Origin of the sequence: Rhizobium leguminosarum bv. viciae (assembly GCF_012276115.1) — a bacterium.
Lineage (GTDB): Bacteria > Pseudomonadota > Alphaproteobacteria > Rhizobiales > Rhizobiaceae > Rhizobium > Rhizobium leguminosarum_T.
In genome coordinates this window covers 266289-285517 of record NZ_WIEU01000002.1, presented here as the reverse complement: position 1 = coordinate 285517, position 19229 = coordinate 266289, and the positions used below count along the sequence as shown (strand labels likewise).

Annotated in this window: 22 protein-coding genes and 1 pseudogene; 10 read left to right on the top strand and 13 right to left on the bottom strand. The window is 62.1% G+C overall.

Translation table 11 applies throughout. From position 1 onward, the window contains the following. Nucleotide 1: 1 nt before the first annotated feature. Complete coding sequence (gene pcaC, locus GFM02_RS04620; protein WP_020052960.1) at nucleotides 2-406, bottom strand: 4-carboxymuconolactone decarboxylase; 405 nt, start codon at nucleotides 404-406, stop codon at nucleotides 2-4. Continuing rightward, the gene (gene pcaD, locus GFM02_RS04615) at nucleotides 403-1212 is read right to left on the bottom strand and encodes a 3-oxoadipate enol-lactonase (protein WP_020052961.1); all 810 of its coding nucleotides are present in this window, start codon (nucleotides 1210-1212) and stop codon (nucleotides 403-405) included. The genes pcaC and pcaD overlap by 4 nt, the downstream gene beginning before the upstream one ends. A gap of 95 nt (nucleotides 1213-1307) precedes the next feature. Between pcaD and pcaQ the strand changes: the two genes are divergently transcribed. The 3 genes from pcaQ to GFM02_RS04600 are packed head-to-tail and all read left to right on the top strand — an operon-like array spanning nucleotide 1308 to nucleotide 3475. Next, nucleotides 1308-2228, top strand: coding sequence for a pca operon transcription factor PcaQ (gene pcaQ / locus GFM02_RS04610; protein WP_020052962.1), 921 nt, complete (start codon nucleotides 1308-1310; stop codon nucleotides 2226-2228). 57 nt (nucleotides 2229-2285) lie between these two features. Continuing rightward, the gene (locus GFM02_RS04605) at nucleotides 2286-2807 is read left to right on the top strand and encodes an MbcA/ParS/Xre antitoxin family protein (RefSeq protein ID WP_020052963.1); all 522 of its coding nucleotides are present in this window, start codon (nucleotides 2286-2288) and stop codon (nucleotides 2805-2807) included. Further along, nucleotides 2804-3475 carry an RES domain-containing protein gene (locus GFM02_RS04600; protein ID WP_168320949.1) on the top strand — a complete coding sequence of 224 codons (672 nt, stop codon included), beginning with the start codon at nucleotides 2804-2806 and terminating at the stop codon, nucleotides 3473-3475. Before GFM02_RS04605 ends, GFM02_RS04600 begins: the two co-directional genes overlap by 4 nt. A gap of 25 nt (nucleotides 3476-3500) precedes the next feature. Here the strand turns inward: GFM02_RS04600 and GFM02_RS04595 are convergent, their stop codons facing one another. Beyond that, the gene (locus GFM02_RS04595) at nucleotides 3501-4142 is read right to left on the bottom strand and encodes an alpha/beta hydrolase family protein (RefSeq protein WP_168320948.1); all 642 of its coding nucleotides are present in this window, start codon (nucleotides 4140-4142) and stop codon (nucleotides 3501-3503) included. A 71-nt stretch (nucleotides 4143-4213) separates the two neighbouring features. Here GFM02_RS04595 and GFM02_RS04590 point away from each other — a divergent pair, with 71 nt between their 5' ends. After that, nucleotides 4214-4396: a hypothetical protein gene (locus GFM02_RS04590; protein ID WP_018071481.1), complete on the top strand. Its 183-nt coding sequence runs from the start codon at nucleotides 4214-4216 to the stop codon at nucleotides 4394-4396. A 448-nt stretch (nucleotides 4397-4844) separates the two neighbouring features. Here GFM02_RS04590 and GFM02_RS04585 read toward each other — a convergent pair whose 3' ends face one another. From GFM02_RS04585 to GFM02_RS04575, 3 genes are read right to left on the bottom strand one after another with little or no spacing between them, the layout of a single operon-like run. After that, nucleotides 4845-5465 carry a glutathione S-transferase family protein gene (locus GFM02_RS04585; protein ID WP_205930176.1) on the bottom strand — a complete coding sequence of 207 codons (621 nt, stop codon included), beginning with the start codon at nucleotides 5463-5465 and terminating at the stop codon, nucleotides 4845-4847. Next, nucleotides 5458-5943: an SRPBCC family protein gene (locus tag GFM02_RS04580; protein WP_168320947.1), complete on the bottom strand. Its 486-nt coding sequence runs from the start codon at nucleotides 5941-5943 to the stop codon at nucleotides 5458-5460. The genes GFM02_RS04585 and GFM02_RS04580 overlap by 8 nt, the downstream gene beginning before the upstream one ends. After that, nucleotides 5936-6268: an ArsR/SmtB family transcription factor gene (locus GFM02_RS04575; protein WP_131662389.1), complete on the bottom strand. Its 333-nt coding sequence runs from the start codon at nucleotides 6266-6268 to the stop codon at nucleotides 5936-5938. Before GFM02_RS04575 ends, GFM02_RS04580 begins: the two co-directional genes overlap by 8 nt. Nucleotides 6269-6787: 519 nt before the next feature. Here GFM02_RS04575 and GFM02_RS04570 point away from each other — a divergent pair. The 3 genes and pseudogenes from GFM02_RS04570 to GFM02_RS04560 all read left to right on the top strand — a co-directional run bounded on the left by GFM02_RS04570 (nucleotide 6788) and on the right by GFM02_RS04560 (nucleotide 8105). Then, nucleotides 6788-7048, top strand: coding sequence for a DUF982 domain-containing protein (locus tag GFM02_RS04570; RefSeq protein WP_131662388.1), 261 nt, complete (start codon nucleotides 6788-6790; stop codon nucleotides 7046-7048). Between the two features lie 112 nt (nucleotides 7049-7160). After that, nucleotides 7161-7250 (top strand): annotated as a pseudogene (locus GFM02_RS04565) (nucleotidyl transferase AbiEii/AbiGii toxin family protein); the annotation flags it as partial. 153 nt (nucleotides 7251-7403) lie between these two features. Next, nucleotides 7404-8105: a DUF899 family protein gene (locus tag GFM02_RS04560; protein ID WP_168320946.1), complete on the top strand. Its 702-nt coding sequence runs from the start codon at nucleotides 7404-7406 to the stop codon at nucleotides 8103-8105. Nucleotides 8106-8125: 20 nt separating this feature from the next. On the opposite strand, the gene GFM02_RS04555 is transcribed toward GFM02_RS04560, so the two are convergent. From GFM02_RS04555 to hutI, 6 genes are all read right to left on the bottom strand, one after another. Next, nucleotides 8126-8755, bottom strand: coding sequence for a J domain-containing protein (locus GFM02_RS04555; RefSeq protein ID WP_168320945.1), 630 nt, complete (start codon nucleotides 8753-8755; stop codon nucleotides 8126-8128). A gap of 175 nt (nucleotides 8756-8930) precedes the next feature. Next, a complete protein-coding gene (locus GFM02_RS04550) occupies nucleotides 8931-9506 on the bottom strand; it encodes a HutD family protein (protein WP_168320944.1) in 576 nt (191 codons plus the stop codon). Nucleotides 9507-9511: 5 nt separating this feature from the next. Continuing rightward, nucleotides 9512-11185 carry a urocanate hydratase gene (hutU, locus tag GFM02_RS04545; protein WP_168320943.1) on the bottom strand — a complete coding sequence of 558 codons (1674 nt, stop codon included), beginning with the start codon at nucleotides 11183-11185 and terminating at the stop codon, nucleotides 9512-9514. A 24-nt stretch (nucleotides 11186-11209) separates the two neighbouring features. Then, nucleotides 11210-12013, bottom strand: a complete 804-nt coding sequence (gene hutG / locus GFM02_RS04540) for an N-formylglutamate deformylase (protein WP_168320942.1) — start codon at nucleotides 12011-12013, stop codon at nucleotides 11210-11212. Between the two features lie 202 nt (nucleotides 12014-12215). After that, nucleotides 12216-13751, bottom strand: a complete 1536-nt coding sequence (gene hutH / locus GFM02_RS04535) for a histidine ammonia-lyase (RefSeq protein WP_168320941.1) — start codon at nucleotides 13749-13751, stop codon at nucleotides 12216-12218. Continuing rightward, on the bottom strand, nucleotides 13748-15010 hold the full coding sequence (gene hutI, locus GFM02_RS04530) for an imidazolonepropionase (protein WP_168320940.1): 1263 nt from the start codon (nucleotides 15008-15010) through the stop codon (nucleotides 13748-13750). Before hutI ends, hutH begins: the two co-directional genes overlap by 4 nt. 122 nt (nucleotides 15011-15132) lie before the next feature. Between hutI and GFM02_RS04525 the strand changes: the two genes are divergently transcribed. Both GFM02_RS04525 and hutC read left to right on the top strand, forming a co-directional pair. Further along, complete coding sequence (locus tag GFM02_RS04525; RefSeq protein ID WP_168320939.1) at nucleotides 15133-16479, top strand: formimidoylglutamate deiminase; 1347 nt, start codon at nucleotides 15133-15135, stop codon at nucleotides 16477-16479. A 120-nt stretch (nucleotides 16480-16599) separates the two neighbouring features. Then, entirely contained in the window at nucleotides 16600-17319 is a 720-nt protein-coding gene (hutC, locus tag GFM02_RS04520) for a histidine utilization repressor (protein ID WP_168320938.1), read from the top strand. A 53-nt stretch (nucleotides 17320-17372) separates the two neighbouring features. On the opposite strand, the gene GFM02_RS04515 is transcribed toward hutC, so the two are convergent. After that, a complete protein-coding gene (locus GFM02_RS04515; RefSeq protein ID WP_168320937.1) occupies nucleotides 17373-17732 on the bottom strand; it encodes a winged helix-turn-helix transcriptional regulator in 360 nt (119 codons plus the stop codon). A 154-nt stretch (nucleotides 17733-17886) separates the two neighbouring features. Here GFM02_RS04515 and GFM02_RS04510 point away from each other — a divergent pair, with 154 nt between their 5' ends. Then, the gene (locus GFM02_RS04510) at nucleotides 17887-19089 is read left to right on the top strand and encodes an alkene reductase (protein WP_246792065.1); all 1203 of its coding nucleotides are present in this window, start codon (nucleotides 17887-17889) and stop codon (nucleotides 19087-19089) included. Nucleotides 19090-19229: the final 140 nt, after the last annotated feature.

Sequence of the window (19229 nt, the reverse complement as noted above, 5' to 3'; positions counted from 1 at the left end):
CTCAGGCCGCCTTTTCGGCGTCCATCTGTTCAAAGGTCTTTTTTGCGATCTTGATCGCGTGATTGGCGGCGGGAACGCCGGCATAGATCGCCACATGCAACAGCGCCTCGCAAATATCCTCGCGGGTCGCCCCCGTATTGGCAGTGGCGCGCACATGCATGGCGACCTCGTCGTCCTGGCCGAGAGCGGCAAGCAGAGCGATCGTGACGATCGAGCGCTCGCGCTTCGTCAGCGCCGGGCGCGACCAGACATGGCCCCAGGCAGCTTCGGTGATCAGTTCCTGGAAGGGGCGGTCGAACTCCGTCGATGTGGCGGCGGCGCGCTCGACATGGGCGTCGCCGAGCACGGCGCGGCGGGTCGCCATGCCCTGCCGATAGCGCTCGGAGGAGGACGCTGTCTCATTCATGGGCTGACTTCTCCAGACGGAATGGATGTGAGGAAGGCGCGGATGATCGCCGTCAGCGCCTCCGGCTGCTCGACGCAGGGAATGTGCGCGCAATCAGGGATGACCTCGTAGCGGGCGCCGGATATCAGCTTCGCGGTCGAAAGCACGAGATCGGGCGGCGTCGAACCGTCCTGATCGCCGACGATGCAGATCGTCGGGACAGTGATCGTCTTGGCGATTTCGGTGAAATCGGCATCACGGATCGCGGCGCAGGCGGCGACATAACCCTCGACGGGCTGGCGCGTCAGCATGTTGCAATAGCCGGCATAGGCGGTGTTCTCGGGCCGGCGGAAGGCGGGTGTGAACCAGCGTTCCATGATGGCGTCGACAATGCTGCCGATGCCGTTTTGCTCGACGGCGGCGATGCGGGCGTTCCAGCTCTCCGCCGTGCCGATCTTAGGGGCGGTGTCGCAGAGGATCAGCGCGCGGACCAGGTCCGGCCGGCGGTGATAGAGCGACTGGGCGATGAGGCCGCCGACGGAGAGGCCGCAGATGACGGCATCCTTGACTGACAGCAGATCGAGCAGGCCGGCAAGATCCGTCGCATGGTCCTCGATCGATGAGGGAAGCTGGCCGACATCGGAAAGGCCGTGGCCGCGCTTGTCGTACAGCACGATGGCAAAATCACCGGCAAGCCGCACCACGACGTCGCGCCAGATGCGGAAATCGGTGCCCAGCGAATTGGTAAAGACGATCACCGGCCTGTCGGCAGGGGCACCAATGATCTGATAATGGATCGTCACGTCGTTTATGCGGGCGAATTGCACGTCACTCTCCTCCTGAACGGTGAAATTGACTGGTTGATCCGGTTAAGTAAAATGATATTTATTGGCGTTTCGATAACCCTGGAGTTATGCGAGCGATGATAGACAGCCGGGTCAAGTTCCGCCATCTGCAAACCTTTGTCGAGGTGGCGCGGCAGAAGAGTGTCATGAAGGCCGCCGAATTGCTGCATGTCAGCCAGCCGGCGGTCACCAAGACGATCCGCGAACTGGAACAGGTGCTGGGTGTCGATATTTTCGAGCGGGACGGCCGCGGTATCAAGATCACCCGCTACGGCGAGGTCTTCCTGCGCCACGCTGGCGCCGCGCTGACGGCGCTGCGCCAGGGTCTCGATTCCGTCTCGCAGGAGCAGTTCGCCGATGCGCCGCCGATCCGGATCGGCGCGCTGCCGACGGTGTCATCGCGCATCATGCCGCGGGCGATGGAACTCTTCCTCAAGGAAAAGACCTGGAGCCGGGTGAAGATCGTCACCGGCGAGAACGCGGTGCTCCTGGAGCAGCTTCGCGTCGGTGATCTCGACCTCGTCGTCGGACGCCTGGCCGGCGCCGAGAAGATGGCGGGCTTTTCCTTCGAACATCTTTATTCCGAGCAGGTGGTGTTTGCCGTGCGCGCCGGCCATCCGCTGCTCGACGGCCGGCAATCGCTGTTTGCCGACTTCGGCAACTACACGGTGCTGATGCCGACGCGGGGTTCGATCATCCGGCCGGTGGTTGAAAATTTCCTCATCGCCAACGGCGTTTCCAGCCTGCCGAACCAGATCGAGACGGTGTCGGATTCCTTCGGCCGCGCTTTCCTGCGGGCAAGCGATGCGATCTGGATCATTTCCAACGGTGTCGTGGCCGGCGATGTCGCCGATGGACGGCTGGCGCTTCTGCCGGTCGATACCGGCGAGACCAGGGGGCCGGTCGGGTTGACGATGCGCGCCGATGCCGTGCCGTCTCTGCCGCAATCGATCCTGATGCAGACGATCCGGGAGGCGGCTGGCGAGGCGAGCCTTTAAATTCGCTTGATGAATGCCCAGATTTGGACTAAGTCTAATTCAAGACAGGAGGCTTTCATGCAGCACGCGCGACGGGAGCAACGGGAAGACCAGGGGCCACAGCGGCTGGAAATGGAGCGGTTTGCTCCGGCCAACCGCAAGAGGCTGAGCGCCCCGGCCCTGCGAACCTTTCTGGCGATCGCCGATCTCTGGGGGCTGACGGAGGAGCAGCGTCTGCTCATGCTCGGCTATCCCTCTCGGTCGACCTATCACAATTGGGCCAAACAGGCGCGCGAGCACGGTGCTTTCACGCTCGATGTCGATACGCTGACCCGCATCTCGGCCGTTCTCGGCATCCATCAGGCGCTCGGCGTGCTTTTTTCCGATGAACGCGCCGGCGTCGCCTGGCTGCGCACACCGCACCAGGCGCCGGTTTTCGGCGGGCATCCGCCGCTTGATATTGTGACGAACGGGACCCAGGACGGGTTGATGACCGTACGCCGGTTTCTCGACGGGGCCCGCGGCGGTCTCTACATGCAGCCGAATATGCTCGACGAAGCCTTCACACCTTACGAAGATGCGGACATCGTCTTCCGGTGAGCGACCGCTTTGCTGAGGCGCCACGTCCGTCGTATCGGCTGATCCCGTCGCAATTTCCGCCAATCGGACTTTTTGAGACGGTGACGAGGGCGGCCGATCTCGAAGCCGTGATGGAACTCGTCGGCTGGACCAACGACCGCCTCGTCGCCGACCGCATCCAACGGCTTCCCGAGGACCAATGGGTTTATGGCGTTGCCAATGCCAGCATTGTCATGGCGGCATTCCTGCATGTTGCGCCGGGAGGAATGCGCTTCAACGGCCCCGATCTCGGCGCCTGGTATGCAGCCGACGATCTCCGCACAGCCGCCGCCGAAGTTGGCCATCATCTCAGGCGCGAAGCTGTCGCGCGCGGGGTGGTGACGATGGCGCGCACCTATCGAAGTTATTCGGCCGCTCTGATTGGCGATTACCTCGACATTCGTGGAGAGCAGATGCTGCGGCCCGATGTCTATGACGGCACCAGCTATGCGGCGTCGCAGGTGCTGGGGGAAGAGTTGCGCTCGAGCGGCGGCGCCGGCATCCTCTATGACAGTGTCCGGCTGAGGGGCGGCGTGGCGATCGTCGCGCACCGGCCGCGCAACATCCGGGACGTGGTGCAGGCCGACCACTTCGAAATCACCGTTTCCGCCACCGACCGGCGCATCGATGTCAGGAAGCTTGCAGCCTGACGGCAGCCGCCGGGAATGGTGATGCTCAAGCTGGCAGTCGTTCGGCCCATGCCTTTGCCGCCTTCGCCACCGTGGCGAGGTGATCGGCACTGGAGAAACCGGAGATCGTCTTGCGCGGCTTGAGATCGTGGTCGCCATCCTCGAGCCAGAGGATCTCGATCCTGTCGGACAGATCGTAGCCCGGCACCTCGTCCCGCGTGCCGAATTCGTCGCGTGTTCCCTGGCAGATCAGCGCGGGCGTCGTCAGCCCTGTCAGATGGCCGGTGCGCAGCTTCTCCGGCTGGCCGGGCGGATGGAAGGGATAGCCAAGGCAGAGCAGGCCGGCGATCTTCCCCTGGCGATGAAGATCGTCGGCGATCATGCTGGCAACCCGGCCGCCCATCGACTTGCCGCCGATGATCAGAGGGCCGCTGGCGCCGAGCTCTTCAATGGCCGCCTCATATTCGGGATTGAGCGTTTCGGCGCGCGGCGGCGGCTTGCGGCCTTCCGAGGTGCGGCGGGCGGCCATATAGGCGAATTCGAAACGGGCCACACGGAAGCCAACGCCGGCGAGTGCAATTGCCGCTGCTGTCATCGATGCCGAATCCATCGGTGCGCCGGCGCCATGCGCAAGAAGGATCGTGAAGCGCGCATCCTGAGGGCCTTGCAGCAGAAACCTGTCAAGCATCGGTAAATCCTCCATCCCATCGCCGGAACCATGTCGACGGCCGTGACTTCTTCCTGGAAAGGAGACTGACAATGTCGACGAATGATCAAAACGTAAAGCCCGAGCAGCGGCGCCCCAAAGATGTCGGCGCCGTTCCTGAAAAGCCGGAGCCCGCAGACGCAGAATCGATGGCGCCGCCGGCGGTGCAGCCGGCTGGGGTCAGGGACAAAAGCGAACGACCCGTGGTCAATCCGATCACCGGGGTCGCCTCCTGATCGACTAGAGCATGATGCCGAAAAGTGTGAGCGGTTTTCGGACGACATCATGCTCTACTTCTTTGATTTAGATCAGGATCAGATTTTAGGCCGACCCGGCCTAAAATCTGAATCCTGTTCTAGGGTCAATTATCATGTAGAACCGCTGAACCGCCTCTTGAAACCCCGGCGGAAAGGGTCCATATACCCGTCCTGCCTGAAAAATGGATGCGCGCGGTATCGACGTCGTCGAACTGTTCGTTGTCCGACAGGATAAGGGCGCTCCCCGCAAGGGTCGAGCGCCCTTTTTGATGTCCAACCTTCGTGCAAACGTGCAAGAGCTGAACACCCGTCGGCCACCGGCATGAGCTAGTGCATAGCGCATGAAGCGAACCCGGCATCTTTGCCAAGTGGCGGAAAAGACTTTGGAGAGGCCTCGCGCCAGCGAAGCGGAGACGGCCGCACCTTGCTACGCGGGGAAAGGGTTTCGCCACGCATCTAGTTGTTCAAGCCGTCCGTACCACGCTTGGATATGCCGAAACTCGGCGAGTGGAATCCCGGCGGCGGTTGCAAAAGGAAGTGCAGCGGCCAATGCGAAGTCTGCTACAGTCAGTGTCGCCCCGACGGCGACGCTGTTCTCGGCCAAATGATCGTCGAGCACGCGAGCATGGAGCCGAAAACTCGTCTTCGCATTTTCGATCACGGTGACGTCAGGCTCCCCGCCGAACAACGGCTTGATCAAGGTTTCAAACCACAGCGTTGCCCCGTGCTGGGTGAAGTGACTGGCATCCCAACTCAACCAGCGCAGCACGTCGATCTGCCGGTGGTCATGCGGCCAGAAATCCGATGCGACGCTGTCAGAAAGCCTGCACATGATCGCGTTCGCTTCCCATAAAGTTCCGGCATCATCCTGCAGCACCGGGACTTTCCCGTTCGGGTTAAGGGCCAGGAATTTTGCGGTGCGCTGTTCTCCGTTTGCCAGGTCAACCCTGACGAACTCGACGTCGGCTTTGAGAAAACGAGCGGCGGCGCAGGCCTTCCGGGGATTGAGCGTCTCGCAATAATAGAGCTTCATCGCGGCCTTAGGCATGATCTCGCCCTTCGGATTCAGTCCCGAGAAACAAGCTCAATCGCTCGAAACTTTGCGACCAGCCGTCTTCATGACCCTCAAGTGACGATGCGCTATCAAATCCACTCTGCCGAAAAGTCATTTCCGTGCCTCCGTCGCTGTCCCTGAAGGTGATGGTGACGACCGTTTCCGGGCTATTTTCGCCGGTTGCGAGTTCCCAGGCATGTGTGAAGACAAGCCTGTGCGGCGGCTCGACCTCCAGATATTGTCCGCCGACCCAATGCTCTTCTCCATCTGGCGCGATCAGACAGGCGCGGTGTCTACCGCCGGGCCAGGCTTCAAGTCGCTCGCCCACCGCCTTGAAACCGTGCGGACCGCACCATTGCGCCAACGCTTTCGGGTCGGTCCATGCCCTGAAAACCAGATCGCATGGGGCATCGAACCTTCGGACAAGAACCAAGTCGCGGGTGTTGTCGGTGTCGGTCTCTGGATTAGTCATTGTCGTATCCTTGTACCTTGGACAGATAGTCATCAAGACGATCAAAGCTTTGATCCCAGAAGCGTCTGTAATCGGCGATCCAATCAGCAACCGTCTTCAACGCGGCCGGCTCGAGGACGCGCGGACGCGAATTCGCTTCACGGCCGGAGCGGATCAACCCGGCCTGTTCCAGGACCTTGAGATGCTTCGATATGGCAGGCTGAGACAACTCGAAGGGATCAGCGAGTTCGGCCACCGTCGCCTTGCCGTTCGCAAGGCGCCCAAGAATTGCTCGCCTCGTGGGATCGGCGAGTGCGGAGAAAATCGTATCGAGGTTGCTTTTCATATATCACCACATGGCTATATAGCCGTATAGATATATTGTTTATCGCGACGTGTCAAAGGCAATCTTGCGGCAGGTTGGCAACTGCGGGAAAGAGACTCATGCATTGGCAACAGAGCGGGAAGTCCCGCGTCTGTCGTGCCGGAGCAGGAGGCGACTACGGGATCTCTTTTTGCCGCTCTGCTGATGAAGTGTTTCCGGTTGCAGAGGCACACCGCGCTCGCTGATACCGCCGCGGATCAGTTGGAGTTGCTGAGGAGGCAGAAGACCGGGAAAGGCGTCTGGTATAAACATGTCGGCGGCTTTGGTGGCTTCAGCATGGCGGGTTGAGGCCGGCAACCGTTTCCCCGCCAACAGGTGCCCATGCTGACGCGGGCGATGCTGAGGCGACTAAAGCGCCCTTTAACAAATGTTCTCCTTTCCATTCTGCGGCCTCCGAAACGAGCTTCGGCACGCCTGCGAAGATCACGGAACGGTTCTTGCACGGTTACTAATATGTTTACCGTGGGGAGACCTAATGTCATGAATTGGCACACATCCGGAGAGTTTGCCCCTCTGATGCTCGTTGTGAATGGGCCGGAAAAATACAAGCTTGTCGCAACCCTTTGCCAGGCTGCCGAGATGCTGACGGTTAGCTGGCCGATCGACGACGGAGAAGAATATCTTATAGCGATTAGGGCGTGCCGAAATGCAATTCACGGGGAAATTCCGGCTGAGGACGCGCGAGCTGCGCTTATCCGTGCCGCCGACGAAGCTGGCATTCCGGTGATCACCGTTCACTGAGTTTCGCAGCCGACGGTGAATTGAGTTCACGGGCTCCTGCGTGATACAGCACTCTCGTTCCGCTGCATGCGCAGGTCAATAAGCGGCTGCATGGTCGGCGGCGTCCTCTAGGAAGGGCGCGATGCTGATCATGAGCTGGTTCGATGATCCGCATTTCGGAACGCGCGATCTTGATCTGCTTGGCTTTGGCGATCCGGCGCCGAGCCGGCCAAAGCGCGGGGCGAATATTTTTCGTCGGCTCTGTCGATTTTCGCATCAGCCGATCGTCCTTGTAATGATGTGCTGCGACCCGGTCGTGGTTTCAGCACGTCCTTTGTGCGTCTGAGACGCGCGGCAATAGAAGGAGGATATCGTCATGGATAATCAGCATCTGGTCCCCGCCGCCGTGCTTGCGGCCAAGAATGGCGTCCGGTTCCCCAATGAGAGTGAGGAATATCGCATTGCCCGCGATGCGCTGCTGGCCGAAGAGATCGAATTGCGCCGGCACATCGAGCGCGTAGCAAGACAGCGCCGGGCGCTGCCGCCGGGCGGCGAGGTGACGAAAGACTACCGCTTCGAAGGCAGCGACGGACCAATATCCTTCAGCGAACTCTTCGCCGACAAGGACACGCTGGTCGTCTACAGCTACATGTTCGGCCCGCAACGCGAGCGCCCGTGCCCGATGTGTACCTCGCTGCTGTCGGCCTGGGACGGCGAAGTGCCTGATATCCAGCAGCGTACCGCCCTTGCCGTCGTCGCCCGCTCGCCGATCGAAAGGCTGCTCGCCTTCAAGAAGGAGCGCGGCTGGCACCATCTGCCACTCTATTCCGACATGACGGATGATTACAGCCGCGACTATCGCGCGATCGGCACGGACGGCGGCGACGGTGCCGCTTTCAACGTCTTCACACGGCGCGACGGCACTATCCGCCATTTCTGGAGTGAGGAGATGGGCGAGACGACGGCCGACCCGGGCGAAGATCCGCGCGGCGCTCCCGACCTGATGCCGCTCTGGACCTTGCTCGATGCGACGCCCGAAGGCCGGGCACCGGACTGGTATCCAAAGCTGTCCTATTAGGGTCGGTCGCGGGGCCGCCGTCAGCCGGTGGAGCGGTTTCTGGAGGTCTCGGACCAATCGATGTTGGCGACCGCCACATCCGGTAGCGGCGACGGATCGATGTCGTAGACATAGCCGCTGAGCATGTCGGCGGCGCGTTCCGTCGCCTTGATCTTCGCCTCGGTTTCCGCGACCGCCTTGGAGATCGCTTCGATGCGGGCGCGGAACATGTGGGCGAGCACATCGCGGCCGGATTGTTTTTCAAGCCGTTCCAGATGCAGGCCGATTCGCGAGGCGTGGCGCTCCAGCTCGCTCTTGCTGAAACGCGCCTTGCGCAGTTCTTCGGAAAGGCTGTCCTGCATGACGGCGACGGGATCGAAACTTCCGGGCGCACGCTCGTCGAGCACTGCGTCGGTGACGAGTTTCTCGATCATCACGAGCGCCTGCAATTCGGCCGCATCGGCGAATTCGACGTCGTAGCCGGTATCGTCATATACCTTACGCCGGACCGGATCGAGAAGCAGCCCATAGGCTTTCTGCAGATTGGCAAAGGCTTCCGAATCACCACCCGAATCGGGGTGGGCAACCTTCGCCAGGCGCCGATAGGCGGCCTTCAGTTGCGCCTCGTCCGCATCGCGTTCAACGCCGAGAATATCGTATGGATCCGTCACGCCTGCTCCCTTGCTCCCCGGCACGTTGCGGGCAGTCTAGGTCTTCTTCTGCATCAGAAGGGCGAAGTTTAGACCGAAACGAGGAATGACGTCCATGGCCCGAGATGGCGATGGTTTATGCGGATGCTCCGCCAAACCATCGATTATTTAATGTTTTCAATTCGTTGTTCGAAGATCAGTCTGTGGTGATCGAAGCGAGATAACATCTGGCTTCGCCATCGATTTCCAGCGCGGTTTCCGCCGCGTCCTCGATCAGCAGGGCATCGCCGGCTGTAAGCGCGCCGGTCTCGCCGTCCCGCCGGAATGACAATGCGCCGCGATGGCAGAGGAACAGGCATGTCGAGGGCGGCAGCGGCGCGGTCTTGCTGCCATCGACGTCGATCCGGACCAGCGTATGGGCGAGCCCGTCACGGCGCGTCATGACGTTGAGATCGGTGATCGCTCCGTCCTCGAGCCTGGCCGCGACGGGGATATCCGCCGGGAAGGCCAGCGGATCGCTTGCCGTTGTCAGTAGCGCGGGCGAACTGCCTTCCACATCGAGCACCATGCCGTTGCCATCAAGGATCGCCAGCGTGCGGTCGATACCGGGAAAGATCGAAAACGGGCCGTCCTCTGCGACCGTCGCCATGCTGATGCGCCAGTCGAAATCGTCGATCGAAGCGCCGGGTGGAAAGACGGCGATCTCCACCGTCTCTCCCTTGCCGTTTTTCCAGGGCATTCGTTTGTGATCGCCGACGCGCAGGATCCTCACCGGGTTCAGTTCCCGAGAATGCCGGGCAGGCGCAGGCCCTTTTCTTTGGCGCAGTCGATGGCGATCTCGTAACCGGCATCGGCGTGGCGCATGACGCCGGTCGCCGGGTCGTTCCAGAGCACGCGCTCGAGGCGTCTTGCGGCATCGTCCGTACCATCGGCGCAAATGACCATGCCCGAATGCTGCGAGAAGCCCATGCCAACGCCGCCGCCGTGATGGAGCGACACCCATGTGGCGCCCGATGCCGTGTTGAGCAGTGCGTTGAGCAGCGGCCAGTCGGAAACGGCGTCGGAGCCGTCCTTCATCGCTTCGGTCTCGCGGTTCGGCGAGGCGACGGAGCCGGAGTCCAGATGGTCGCGGCCGATGACGATCGGGGCGGAGAGTTCGCCTGTTCTCACCATCTCGTTGAAGGCGAGGCCGAGCTTGTGGCGGTCACCGAGACCTACCCAGCAGATGCGTGCCGGCAAGCCCTGGAAGGCGATGCGCTCCCTGGCCATGTCGAGCCAATGATGCAGGTGCTTGTTGTCAGGCAGCAGTTCCTTCACCTTGGCATCGGTCTTGTAAATATCCTCCGGATCGCCGGAAAGGGCCGCCCAGCGGAAGGGGCCGATGCCGCGGCAAAACAGCGGGCGGATATAGGCCGGCACGAAGCCCGGGAAGGCGAAGGCGTTTTCGAGGCCTTCGTCCTTGGCGACCTGGCGGATATTGTTGCCATAATCGAGTGTCGGCACGCCGGCATTCCAGAAGGCGATCATCGCTTCGACATGTTCGCGCATCGAGGCGCGCGCCGCCTTTTCCACAGCCTTCGGATCGCTTTCGCGCTTTGCCTTCCACTCACCCATCGTCCAGCCCTTCGGCAGGTAGCCGTTGATCGGGTCGTGGGCCGAGGTCTGGTCGGTGACGATATCGGGGCGGATGCCGCGGCGGACCATCTCCGGCAGGATTTCGGCGGCGTTGCCGAGCAGACCGACGGATTTCGCCTCGCCGGCCTTGGTCCAGCGGTCGATCATCTCAAGCGCTTCATCGAGCGTCTCGGCCTTGGCGTCGACATAGCGGGTGCGCAGGCGGAAATCGATCGAATCGGGATTGCATTCGACGGCGAGGCAGCAGGCGCCGGCCATGACGGCGGCGAGCGGCTGGGCGCCGCCCATGCCGCCGAGCCCGCCGGTCAGGATCCATTTGCCCTTGAGATTGCCGCCGTAGTGCTGGCGGCCTGCCTCGACGAAGGTCTCGTAGGTGCCCTGCACGATGCCCTGCGTGCCGATATAGATCCACGAGCCGGCCGTCATCTGGCCGTACATGGCAAGGCCTTTCTTGTCCAACTCGTTGAAATGGTCCCAGGTCGCCCAATGCGGCACTAGGTTGGAATTGGCGATCAGCACGCGCGGCGCATCCTTGTGGGTGCGGAAGACGGCCACCGGCTTGCCGGATTGGACGACCAGGGTTTCTTCTTCCGTCAGCGTCTTCAGCGTCGCGACGATGCGGTCGAAATCCTCCCAGGTGCGCGCGGCGCGGCCGATGCCGCCATAAACGACGAGCTCGTTCGGATTCTCGGCGACGTCTGGGTCGAGATTGTTCATCAGCATGCGCAGCGGCGCTTCGGTCATCCAGCTCTTGGCATTGAGATCGTTGCCGCGGGGCGCGCGGATTTCGCGGATATTGTGGCGTGGATTGGTCATGGCGATTCCCCTGTCGAGTGATCGTTATCGTTTCAGGCCTGGCGCAATCTGTTCGATGCGCACCAGAATGTTTTTGAGATGGACGCGAAGTCTGTCTGCCTTGGCGGCGTCGTAGGCAAAGGGCGGTGCCTCGGTCTGGAGATGCGTCGATTGCGCGAGCTCCATCTGGATCGCGTGCACACCAGTGTCGGGCCGACCATAGTGGCGTGTCGTCCAGCCGCCCTTGAAGCGACCGTTGAGCACACTGTCGTAACCCTCGGCGGCTTCGACGACGGTGAGCGTCGCCTGCTCGATGGCGCTGTCGCAGGTCTTGCCCATATCGGTGCCGATATTGAAATCCGGCAGCTTGCCTTCGAACAGGAAGGGAATGTGGGAGCGGATCGAGTGGCAGTCGTAGAGGATCGTGACGCCGTGGATGGCCTTGACGCGCTCGATCTCGGCCGCGAGCGCCGCATGATAGGGAGCATGGAAGTCCCGCAGCCGCGCCGCGATGTCGGCCTCATCAGGCGCCTGCCCATCCCTCCAGATCGCCTTGCCGTCGAAATCCGTCTGGGGAATGAGGCCGGTGGTGTTCTGGCCGGGATAGAGGCTGACGCCGGCTGGATCGCGGTTGGCGTCGATCACGTAGCGGTGGAAGGTGGCGCGCACGGTGGTGACATTGTCGAGCAGGCCGTCATAGAGCTCGTGGATGTGCCAGTCGGTGTCGGCGAGGATTCCACCGTCGTCGTTGAGGCGGTCGGCGATCTCAGGCGGCACTTCGGTGCCGGTATGGGGGAAGCCGAGGATGATGGGGGAGGTGCCACGCGTTATTTCGTATGGAGTGGTCATGAGCAGAGCGCTCCGGCGTTTGGGGCGTTACCCCCCTCTGTCCTGCCGGACATCTCCCCTACAAGGGGGGAGATCGCCTCGTGGATGGAAGCTTGCCAAACAATTGATGCTGGAACGAGCGGGTCCGCCCAGCCGATCTCCCCACCTGTGGGGGAGATGCCCGGCAGGGCAGAGGGGGGTACCAAGTGCAGATACATCACGATCAACCCTCCAATACCGGCAATATGCCAGATGAAACGGAGGCGTTCAGCGCGCCCGTTGCCACCAGTTCGCTTGCTGCGGCGAGGTCGTTTGCCATGTAGCGATCGACGTCGAGGCTCGGAACTTTGCTGCGGATGGCAGTGATCGCCTTGCCAAGCTCCGGGCTCGTCGACAGCGGCGCGCGCAGTTCGACGCCTTGTGCGGCGGTCAGCGCCTCGATGCCGATGATGCCGAACAGGTTCTCCGTCATGCCAAGCAGGCGGCGGGCGCCGTGGCAGGCCATGGAGACATGATCTTCCTGGTTGGCCGATGTCGGCGTCGAATCGACCGAGGCCGGGTGCGACATCTGCTTGTTCTCCGACATCAGCGCCGCAGACGTCACCTCGGCGATCATCAGGCCGGAATTCAAGCCCGGCTTCTTGGCGAGAAAGGCCGGCAGGCCGTAAGAGAGCGTCGGATCGACCAGCAGCGCGATGCGGCGCTGCGAGATCGCGCCGATCTCGCAGACGGCGAGCGCGATCTGGTCGGCGGCAAACGCGACGGGTTCGGCGTGGAAATTGCCGCCGGAGACGACGGAATTGTCCGACAGCACCAGCGGATTGTCGGTGACCGCATTGGCCTCGATTTCGAGGGTGCGGGCGACCGAGCGCAGCAGATCGAGGCAGGCGCCATCGACCTGCGGCTGGCAGCGGATGCAATAGGGGTCCTGCACGCGCTCGTCGCCCTCGATGTGGCTTTGGCGAATGATGGAGTTTTCGAGCAGCGCGCGAAGTGCCGCCGCCGTGTCGATCTGGCCCTTATGGCCACGCAATGTATGAATATCCGGATGGAAGGGCGCCGAAGAGCCCATGGCGGCGTCGGTGGACATGGCGCCGGTGATGAGCGCCGCCTGTGCGGCGCGATGGGCGCGGAAGAGGCCGGCGAGCGCCAGCGCCGTCGAGGTCTGGGTGCCGTTGATAAGAGCGAGACCCTCCTTGGCGGCGAGCACCACTGGTTTCAGCCCGGCCCTTTCGAGAGCTTTCGCGCCCGGGAGCCGTTCGCCGGCGAAGAAGGCTTCGGCCTCGCCCATCATCACCGCCGCCATATGGGCAAGCGGCGCTAGATCGCCGGAGGCGCCGACCGAGCCTTTTTCCGGGATCAGCGGAATGACGCCCTTTTCCAGCATGGCTTCGATCAGCCGCACCAACTCCAGCCGCACGCCGGAGGCGCCGCGCCCCAGCGAGACCAGTTTCAGCGCCATGATCAGCCGCACGATATTGTCGGGCAGCGGCGCGCCGACGCCGCAGCAATGCGACAGGATGAGATTGCGCTGCAAGGTGGTCACATCGGCGCTGTCGATCTTGATCGAGGCGAGTTTGCCGAAGCCGGTATTGATGCCGTAAACCGGCGCGTTGCCGGCGGCGATCTCGGCGATGCGGGCAGCGGCCTTGGCGATCCCCGCATCGAAAGCCGGATCGAGCCTTGCCGGCACACCGGTCCAGTAGATGGTTTCGAGGTCCTTGAGCGAGACGGAGCCCGGGTGGAGCGTGATGGTCATCGGCCATTCCTTTCGCCCTTGAAGACGCGTGCGTGGATCGGGTTGAAGCCGATGCGGTAGACGAGCTCGGCGAGGCTTTCGATATTCCAGACGGCGAGATCGGCGGATTTGCCGGGTTCGAGCGTTCCCGTCTTGTCGAGCAGGCCGAGCGCGCGGGCGCCTTCGCGGGTGGCGCCGGCGATGCATTCCTCGACGGTGAGGCCGAAAAGCGTGGCCGACATGTTCATGGTGAGCAACATCGAGGTGAGAGGCGAGGTGCCGGGATTGCAATCGGTGGCGATCGCGATCGGCACGCCTGCCCGCCGCAGCGCCTCCACCGGCGGCTTCTGCTTTTCATGGATGGCGTAGAAGGCGCCGGGCAGCAGCACGGCGACGGTGCCGGCTGCGGCCATCGCCGCAACGCCATCTTCGTCGAGATATTCGAGGTGATCGGCCGAAAGTGCGCCATAGGACGCGGCGAGCTTGGCGCCGCCAAGATTGGAGAGCTGCTCGGCATGCAGCTTGACCGGCAGGCCAAGCGCTTTGGCCTTGTCGAAGACGCGGGCGATTTCGGTCGTGGAAAAGGCGATGCCCTCGCAGAAGCCGTCGACGGCATCGGCAAGGCCGAGGCCATGCATGTCGTCGAGACCGGGCAGCACGACATCATCGAGATAGTCGCCGTTGCGCCCCTTATATTCCACGGGCGTCGCATGGGCGCCGAGATAGCTGGTGGTGACGCGGACCGGACGGACATGGCCGAGCAGGCGGGCGCTCTGCAGCATCTTCACTTCACCGGTCCGGTTCAGCCCGTAGCCGGATTTGATCTCGATCGTGGTGACACCTTCGGCAAGCAGCGTGTCGAGCCGCGGCAGCGCCTGGGCGACAAGCTCCTCGACCGACAGCGCATTGGTCGCCTTCACCGAGGAAACGATGCCGCCGCCAGCGCGTGCGACCTCCTCATAGGTCGCGCCTGCAAGGCGCATTTCGAACTCGCGGGCGCGGTTGCCGCCGTGCACGATATGGGTGTGGCAGTCGACGAGACCGGGCGTTACCCAGCGGCCTTCGAGATCGACGATGTCGGAATGTTCGATGGCCGATGCCGGCAGCTCGCTTTCGGCGCCGGCAAAGGCGATGCGGCCGTTTTCGATCAGCACGGCGCCTTTTTCGACGATGCCGAGCCCTTCTTTAGCAGGCGCCAGCGTGGCCAGCCGCGCATTGCGCCACAACACTGGGCGGGTGTCGGCAGATGGGGCTTCCTCTGAAAAATTGTTCCCGGTCATCAGCTTTGCGCCTTTCCTTATGTCAAAACATGTATATACATAATCGACAGGTGACAAGAGAAATTTTGTGCGCTTTTCTGGAAAAGAAAGATCGGCGGCACGGCAAGAGGAGAGGGAAGGCGATGACCACGCTTCATGCAGGCACGGCGCTGACGCCGCAGGGCTGGCAGAAGGACGCGCGGCTGACGCTTGAGGCCGGGCGTATTACGCGGGTCGAAATCGGCACCGCTCCCGAGCCCGGCGATGAACGCCACGCTCTCCTTGTTCCCGCCATGGCGAACCTGCACAGCCATGCCTTCCAGCGGGCGATGGCCGGCCTTGCCGAAGTGCGCGGCCCGGCCAATGACAGCTTCTGGAGCTGGCGCACTGTCATGTATAAATTTGCCCTGGCGATGACGCCGGAGCATGTCGAAGCGGTCGCGGCCAAGCTTTATACAGAGATGCTGGAGGCCGGTTTTTCCCGTGTCGGCGAGTTCCACTATCTCCACCACGACAGGGATGGCGGCGCTTACGCCAATATCGCCGAGCTTGCCGAACGCATCGGCGCGGCAAGCGAAGAGGCCGGTATCGGCCTGACGCTGCTGCCGGTCTTCTATGCCCATTCCGGCTTCGGCGGAGCTGCCCCGATCGACGGCCAGCGGCGCTTCATCAATTCGCTCGAAAGTTTCGAAAGGCTGATGGAGGGATGCCGGGCAGTGACCGGCCGGCTCGACGGCGCCGAGCTCGGGCTTGCACCGCACAGCCTGCGCGCCGTAACACCCGACGAGCTCGCAAGGCTCGTGCCGATGGCGGGCGACGGTCCCATCCATATCCATGTCGCCGAGCAGGTGAAGGAGGTCGAGGACTGCATCGCCTGGTCCGGCGCGCGGCCGGTCGAGTGGCTGCTCGATCATGCGCCGGTCGATGAGCGCTGGTGCCTGATCCATGCGACGCACATGACCGAGGACGAAACATGGCGGATGGCGAAAAGCGGCGCGGTGGCCGGCCTCTGCCCGATCACCGAAGCCAATCTCGGCGACGGCGCCTTTGCCGCACCGCTCTTTCTCGAAGAGGGTGGGCGTTACGGCATCGGTTCGGATTCCAACGTGCAGATCTCCGTGCCGGAGGAACTGCGCCAGCTCGAATATTCGCAGCGCCTGGCGCTTCGCGCCCGCAACGTCGTCGCAGCACCCGGCGGTTCGACGGCGCTTTCGTTGTTCACACATGCGCTTGCGGGCGGCGGTGCCGCATTGAAAGCACCGGCGGGTCTCGTCGAGGGCCATCACGCCGATATCGTTTCGCTCGATACGACGGCCGTTCCTTATCTCGCAGGCGACCAGATCCTCGATCACTGGCTGTTTGCAGGCGGCATTTCCATCGACTGCGTCTGGGCGCGCGGCAGCAAACAGGTGGAGGGCGGTCGCCATCTCAAGCGCGATGCCATCGACCGGCGTTTCCTGGCTGTCATGGGTGAATTGCTGGCCGCCTGAAAAAGAGCTTTTCCTGTCCGGACATTCGAATGAGAGCAATTCCAGCAAAGTGTGTAGCGGTTTTGCGTCCGGGATTGCGTAAAAACAAAGAGATAGCGGGAGACCAATCGGAACGTGGCGATGAACCAAAGCAGGGATATCACCTTGCATCAGCGCATCCTCAGCGACATTGAGGGCCGTATCGTCTCGGGCGATTGGCCGCCGGGGTACCGCATTCCCTTCGAGGTCGATCTCGCCACGCAGTATGACTGCTCGCGCATGACGGTGAACAAGGTGTTGACCCAGCTCGCCAAGGCCGGCCTGATCGAGCGCCGCAAGAAGTCCGGCAGCTTCGTCACCCAGCCGCAGGCGCAATCGGCCATTCTCGAAATCCACGATATCAAGGCCGAGGTGCAGTCGCTGAACCTGCCCTATTCCTATGCGGTTTCGAAGAAGGTGAGCCGCAAGGCCAAGACGGACGACAGCCGCCGCCTGGAACTGCCGGTGGCCTCCTCGGTCGTCGAGGTCGTCTGCATCCACAATGCCGGCGCGCGGCCCTTTTGCCTGGAGGAGCGGCTGATCAGCCTTGCGACTGTGCCGGAGGCCGCCGATGCCGATTTCCTGACGATGGCGCCGGGTCCCTGGCTGCTCAACCAGGTGCCGTGGAGCACGGCCGAACACCGGATCCATGCCGTCTCAGCCAGTGCCGAGCTGGCCGCGGCTCTCGATATACCACGCAACACCGCCTGCCTCGTGGTCGAACGCCGCACCTGGAGCGGCGCCGGCCCGGTAACGCATGTGCGCTTCACCTATCCGGGCGATCGTCATGCGCTCGTGGCGCGTTTCACGCCGGCATCGTAACAAAACACCCGGTGCCCCGCGTCGTGGAGGCGGCCACTGGCGAAATGGGGGCGCTATGCCGCCTGCGATGCTCGGTTTCGATTTTGGACGATGATGGCGACCTCGGAAGAGTGACGCGTTCCCCATTCGCACAAAGGGGCCAGAACATTGGCCAAGCTACGGCCGAAGTCGGTCAGTTCGTATTCCACGTGAGGCGGGACTGTTTGAAAGTCGATACGATGAATGACGCCGTCATCGACCATTTCCTTGAGATGCTGGATCAACATCTTCTCGCTCACATTGGTCACAAGCCTGCGAAGTTGACCGGTGCGCTTGGCCCCGCTGGCCAGGTGAAAGAGGATCAGCGGCTTCCATTTGCCCCCGAGGATCTCAAGAGCAGCTTCCAGACCACATCTGTAATTCTTCTCGGTCATTGTGATCTCCAAATTCGGACACTTACGAAATAGTCAGTACTGGTTTGCCGGTATGCTTGGTCTTACTTGAACCGAGCGACAGTGTCGACGGGCATCGTCCTTATCCATTCAGGCGCAAACCCGCGGATAGCGCTGCCAACACAGGTGAACAGACATGAAAAGTCCAAACCATCCCTTGCTGGATCCAATCCGGCTGGGCGACGTCGACCTGCCCAACCGCATTGTCATGGCATCCATGACCCGCGCCAGAACGGACAACCCCGGCTTCGTCCCCAACGAGCTCCAGGCACGATATTACGCACAGCGCGCATCGGCCGGCCTTATCCTCACCGAAGGGACTTGGCCGAGCCGCGAAGGCGTCGGCTTCATAAATGTGCCGGGCCTCTACACTCAGGAGCAGGCCGACGGGTGGCGCTTAGTCACAGACGCCGTCCACGAGGCTGGGGGTCATATCTTCGTCCAACTCGGGCACATCGGATCATCATCGCATCCTGACCTGCTCGACGGCGCCTTGCCGCTGGCACCGTCGGCCGTGAACCCAGGTCTGAAAGCATACACACCGTCCGGGTTTCAAGACACCGTGACGCCCCAGGCTATGGACCTGAGCGATATCGCCCGGACTGTGGAAGACTATGCCAAAGCGTCCCGCCTGGCGCAGGCTGCTGGTTTCGATGGAGTCGAGCTACATGGCATCAGCACCTACCTGATCCCCACCTTCCTTTATGTCGGCCTCAACCAGAGAACGGATGACTATGGCGGCACGGCCGAAAATCGCGCCCGGTTTCCCCTTGAGATACTCGACGCCCTCGTCGACTCCTGGGCGCCAGGACGCGTTGGGATCAAGCTCAGTCCGGCTTTGACTGGCGTCGGCAATTTCATCGCTGACGCCGAGACATTGGAGACCTTCGAATATCTGGTCGGTCAATTGTCGAAGCGTCATCTTGCTTATCTGCATCTGATGAACCCCATAAGCGATCTGACTGGGACACAAGTGGAAATTCTCGGCCCCGGCGTCGCCAAACATTTCAGGCCGCTTTATTCTGGCAGCCTGATTGCCAATGGCGGTTATACCTTTGAGACTGGCAATGCTCTGGTGCGCGATGGCTTCGCCGATGCTGTTGCATTTGGAGCGCCGTTTATCTCGAATCCGGACTTGGTCGAGCGCTTCTCCAATGATCTCAAACTCACCCCGAGCAATCCTGATACGTATTACAGCGGCGGAGCAGCAGGCTATGTCGACTATCCGACAGCGGCCGAGCAAGTCGGCGCGAGACAGGCCGTAAACTACTTTTCTTCATCGGGGAGCGGTGAGTTTTCAAGCCCGCCGCTGCCCGATGGGACTGGCTTAAAGCGTTAGGGTGGGGCGAGGCACCCGGGTCGATTTCGAACAGCTTTGTCGGGACGCTGCAACTCTAGCCTTCGGTCAAGATAACGGGATAGGCGCGATGCGAGGTCTTTGGAATGCCGTACCTGCCATCTGTAGTCTCTCGGCGACGT

Bases quoted from the DNA above. Each gene is read 5' to 3' on its own strand.
- pcaC (WP_020052960.1), bottom strand. From the start codon at position 406: ATGAATGAGACAGCGTCCTCCTCCGAGCGCTATCGGCAGGGCATGGCG.
- pcaQ (WP_020052962.1), top strand. From the start codon at position 1,308: ATGATAGACAGCCGGGTCAAGTTCCGCCATCTGCAAACCTTTGTCGAG.
- GFM02_RS04605 (WP_020052963.1), top strand. From the start codon at position 2,286: ATGCAGCACGCGCGACGGGAGCAACGGGAAGACCAGGGGCCACAGCGG.
- GFM02_RS04595 (WP_168320948.1), bottom strand. From the start codon at position 4,142: ATGCTTGACAGGTTTCTGCTGCAAGGCCCTCAGGATGCGCGCTTCACG.
- GFM02_RS04590 (WP_018071481.1), top strand. From the start codon at position 4,214: ATGTCGACGAATGATCAAAACGTAAAGCCCGAGCAGCGGCGCCCCAAA.
- GFM02_RS04585 (WP_205930176.1), bottom strand. From the start codon at position 5,465: ATGCCTAAGGCCGCGATGAAGCTCTATTATTGCGAGACGCTCAATCCC.
- GFM02_RS04580 (WP_168320947.1), bottom strand. From the start codon at position 5,943: ATGACTAATCCAGAGACCGACACCGACAACACCCGCGACTTGGTTCTT.
- GFM02_RS04575 (WP_131662389.1), bottom strand. From the start codon at position 6,268: ATGAAAAGCAACCTCGATACGATTTTCTCCGCACTCGCCGATCCCACG.
- GFM02_RS04570 (WP_131662388.1), top strand. From the start codon at position 6,788: ATGAATTGGCACACATCCGGAGAGTTTGCCCCTCTGATGCTCGTTGTG.
- GFM02_RS04560 (WP_168320946.1), top strand. From the start codon at position 7,404: ATGGATAATCAGCATCTGGTCCCCGCCGCCGTGCTTGCGGCCAAGAAT.
- hutU (WP_168320943.1), bottom strand. From the start codon at position 11,185: ATGACCAATCCACGCCACAATATCCGCGAAATCCGCGCGCCCCGCGGC.
- hutG (WP_168320942.1), bottom strand. From the start codon at position 12,013: ATGACCACTCCATACGAAATAACGCGTGGCACCTCCCCCATCATCCTC.
- hutH (WP_168320941.1), bottom strand. From the start codon at position 13,751: ATGACCATCACGCTCCACCCGGGCTCCGTCTCGCTCAAGGACCTCGAA.
- hutI (WP_168320940.1), bottom strand. From the start codon at position 15,010: ATGACCGGGAACAATTTTTCAGAGGAAGCCCCATCTGCCGACACCCGC.
- GFM02_RS04525 (WP_168320939.1), top strand. From the start codon at position 15,133: ATGACCACGCTTCATGCAGGCACGGCGCTGACGCCGCAGGGCTGGCAG.
- hutC (WP_168320938.1), top strand. From the start codon at position 16,600: ATGAACCAAAGCAGGGATATCACCTTGCATCAGCGCATCCTCAGCGAC.
- GFM02_RS04515 (WP_168320937.1), bottom strand. From the start codon at position 17,732: ATGACCGAGAAGAATTACAGATGTGGTCTGGAAGCTGCTCTTGAGATC.
- GFM02_RS04510 (WP_246792065.1), top strand. From the start codon at position 17,887: ATGAAAAGTCCAAACCATCCCTTGCTGGATCCAATCCGGCTGGGCGAC.